This is a genomic window from Streptomyces sp. NPDC006879 (genome assembly GCF_042869595.1).
Classification (GTDB): domain Bacteria; phylum Actinomycetota; class Actinomycetes; order Streptomycetales; family Streptomycetaceae; genus Streptomyces.
On sequence record NZ_JBIAGC010000095.1, the window covers coordinates 1 to 2,843 of the forward strand.

Consider the following 2,843-nt stretch of genomic DNA (forward strand, 5'->3'; position numbering starts at 1 on the left):
AGCAGCCTGGGCTACCGCAGCCCCGCCGACTACGAGACCACACTCGCGGTCTGACCACCACAACGAGGGTGTCCGTCAAAGCGGAGCAAGCTCACCCCTGCGGCGATCCTCCCGGCCGCAGAGGGCCACACATTCCCGATGGAGGACAGCTTCGCCGTCAGGGCGGCAGGGTGACCTTGCGGAGGTTTGCGCGGGCTTCAGTTCTTCGTGCACCCACGCCCACGCTGAGGCCTATCGGGGGGTCAGCACACAGAACTCGTGACCCCCCGGTGGCTGCCCGAACTGGGTAGCCGTCGGGGGCTTTCTGCGTCGGGGCCATCGATCCGCAGGCGGCAAGCTGGGCCGGCTGAGCAGTCGGCCATACGAACACACCTGAAAATCAAGGGTGTTGCTCCCATCGATTCCTGGACTACTCAGGACTGCTCTACCTCAGCCATGAGGAGCCGCAGCGTCAGCGAGTGCTTCTCGGGGGGCAGTGCGTCAAGGGCTGCCCGTGCGTACGCCGCCCCGCCGGACACGTCGCCGGACCGGGCGAGCATGAGCCCCCGGTGCATCTCCAGGTGGGTAGCGAACCGGGGCAGTTCATCGGGCAGCTCTCGCCGTGCCGCGTCCTGTGCGGCTACTGCTGCGTTCTCGTCTCCGAGGCGGGCGGCGAGGAGTGAGGCGAAGACGTTCATGCGCCACCATGGCACGGCGTAGTCGCTGGTCTGCTCGTGCGATCCGGCCTTATCGAAGATGCGCCGCCCGTCGTCCATGAGCTTTCGCGCAGTGTCGACGTCGCCCCGGATCGCTGCCGCGTGAGCCTTGCCGAAGATCGCGTTCAGCAGCCCTAGCGACGGCTTGCCGCTGATCGCCACTGCCTGATCGGCCAGCACATCAGCAACGCCGAGTGATGCCCCCTCGTAGCCCAGCGCGATAGCAGCCCGACCCCGGACCCATACCCGTGCGTCGTCGTCGCCGGACTGGTCCGCTGCCTGTGCCGCCATGCGGTACCACTGCACCGCTTTGGAGCCGTCCGAGCCGGGAAACGTCTTGGCATACAGGGTCATGAGTCGTGCGGCCACCGACCAAAGCCGGGGGTTGTCCAACTGTTGTTGAACTACGACGAGTTCACTGCTCACGCGCCGCTGAATGTCAGCCGCGCCAAGGCTCATGTACTCCGTGCCGTACGTGGCTAGCTTGGCCTCCCACGTGTCCACGGACGGGCCGCCTTGGAGTCGGGCGGCGAATCCCACTCTGAGGAGGTCGGAGGCGACCACGGGCGCTATCGCTGCCCCGGCTGCGTCGGTCAGGAACGTACGGCGCTTCACTTCACCCTCTAGAGCGGCTAGGGGCACATCCAGGACGGCCGACAGGCACCGGAGGTAGAACGGCCCCGGCGTCACCTTGGAACGCTCCCAGCGGCTGACGTACTCCCGATCAAGGTTCGTTCCAAAGGCGTCATTCATCGCTGACGCTAGCCGCCCCTGGCTCCACCCGCGAGCCGTGCGCGAATCCTTGATCAGCTCTCCGATCGCCATGGGTCCATCTTGCCCCTACCGCTGCCCCATGACAGGGCAAGAACGGGTGATCGAACGGCACTTGCCCCTAGGAATGCCCCTACGTGGGGGCGCTGTTCGGCGGAACGATCGGCGGACCGATTCGCGAGGGGATGGCGGGACGATGGCGACCCAGACCGAGACCGACACCGACGCGCGTCAGTGGGAGTACGTGACCTACGCGCCCGCTGGCGAGACGTGCCCGGCGTGCATGGAGCCGATCAAGAGCCTTGAGCGCTGCCGCCGAGGGACGCTGGAACGGCAGTCGGGCCCGCCTGTGGTCATCCACCAGCATGTGGACAGGTGCCCGAGATGATCACCCGTGAGGACATCGGCCACCGAGTCGAGGACAGCGCCGGAAGGGTCGGCATCCTCCGCGACGTGGACCCCGAATGGGAGGACCCGGCCAAGCTCCCCAGCGAGCGCCGGAAGACCCCCACGGCGTTCGTGTGGCCGGGCCATCTGGTCAACTGATTGACGCCCGCGCTCATCCACTGTCGAGCACGCTCGAAACGACAGCCCGTCCACGCCCTCACAGGCTCGTGAGGAGGCCGTCGAGCGGGGGCGGCGTCCGGTCCGGTGCGAGAGCCTCGACAAGGAGACGGCCGTAGCGGATCTTGCGGCCCTTCTTCGTGCCGAGGAAGCGCCGCACCTGCTGATGCCGGGGCCGACCGTGCTGTGCGGGCTGACGCTGGAAGGACTGCCAGGCACGGAAGTCACCCTCGGCGCGGAGAATCTCCTCGACTCCTGCCGTGCCGAGCGCGCGGATGAGTTCGTCCTCCAGATCTGTGGTGCATACGTAGACGTCCTGGAGCGGGGCCTGCGAGCGCGTCAGCCCGCGCTCGTAGAAACCCTTCTCGCCCTCGTCGCACAGTCCTGTCAGGCGCAGACCGAGGCCGGGCGGCCCGAGGAGCCTGGCATAGCGGCCGACGCTCATCGCCCCGCCCATCGACACGACACACACTCCCTCGGCGGCCAGGTTCCGGCCGCGCCGGGCGGCCAGCGCCTCGACGGCCGCGAGATCGCTCAGCCCCTCCAGGAGCACCGCGGTCCGTACTCCCAGGCGTTCCGCCAGATCGCGTGCCGGCCCGTCGGGACCCCCCGTCGCCCAGCTGGTGATCGCATCCTGGAACGCCCTCATGTCGGCCATGGGGTGAGTCTGCACGTCCATCGGTGGCACGGCACGGGATTATTCGACGGCCTCAGGAACTGAGGCTCCCCCTGTGACCTGGACAGCCTGATACTGGGACGGATAGTCCCGGAGGAAGCAGTCACAGGTAGTGAGCAAGAAGAGCAACATGGGTA

The 2,843-nt window shown here is 67.4% G+C and carries 4 protein-coding genes; 2 read left to right on the forward strand and 2 right to left on the reverse strand.

Going from position 1 to position 2,843, the window contains the following annotated elements; all coding sequences use genetic code 11:
* Nucleotides 1-413: 413 nt before the first annotated feature.
* On the reverse strand, nucleotides 414-1,520 hold the full coding sequence (locus tag ACFYMC_RS29630; RefSeq protein ID WP_388531208.1) for a helix-turn-helix domain-containing protein: 1,107 nt from the start codon (nucleotides 1,518-1,520) through the stop codon (nucleotides 414-416).
* A gap of 142 nt (nucleotides 1,521-1,662) precedes the next feature.
* Between ACFYMC_RS29630 and ACFYMC_RS29635 the strand changes: the two genes are divergently transcribed.
* Both ACFYMC_RS29635 and ACFYMC_RS29640 read left to right on the forward strand, forming a co-directional pair.
* Nucleotides 1,663-1,854, forward strand: coding sequence for a hypothetical protein (locus ACFYMC_RS29635; RefSeq protein WP_388531210.1), 192 nt, complete (start codon nucleotides 1,663-1,665; stop codon nucleotides 1,852-1,854).
* A complete protein-coding gene (locus tag ACFYMC_RS29640; protein ID WP_388531212.1) occupies nucleotides 1,851-2,012 on the forward strand; it encodes a hypothetical protein in 162 nt (53 codons plus the stop codon). The genes ACFYMC_RS29635 and ACFYMC_RS29640 overlap by 4 nt, the downstream gene beginning before the upstream one ends.
* Before the next feature lie 58 nt (nucleotides 2,013-2,070).
* On the opposite strand, the gene ACFYMC_RS29645 is transcribed toward ACFYMC_RS29640, so the two are convergent.
* A complete protein-coding gene (locus ACFYMC_RS29645) occupies nucleotides 2,071-2,688 on the reverse strand; it encodes a TOPRIM nucleotidyl transferase/hydrolase domain-containing protein (RefSeq protein WP_388531215.1) in 618 nt (205 codons plus the stop codon).
* Between the last annotated feature and the right edge of the window lie 155 nt (nucleotides 2,689-2,843).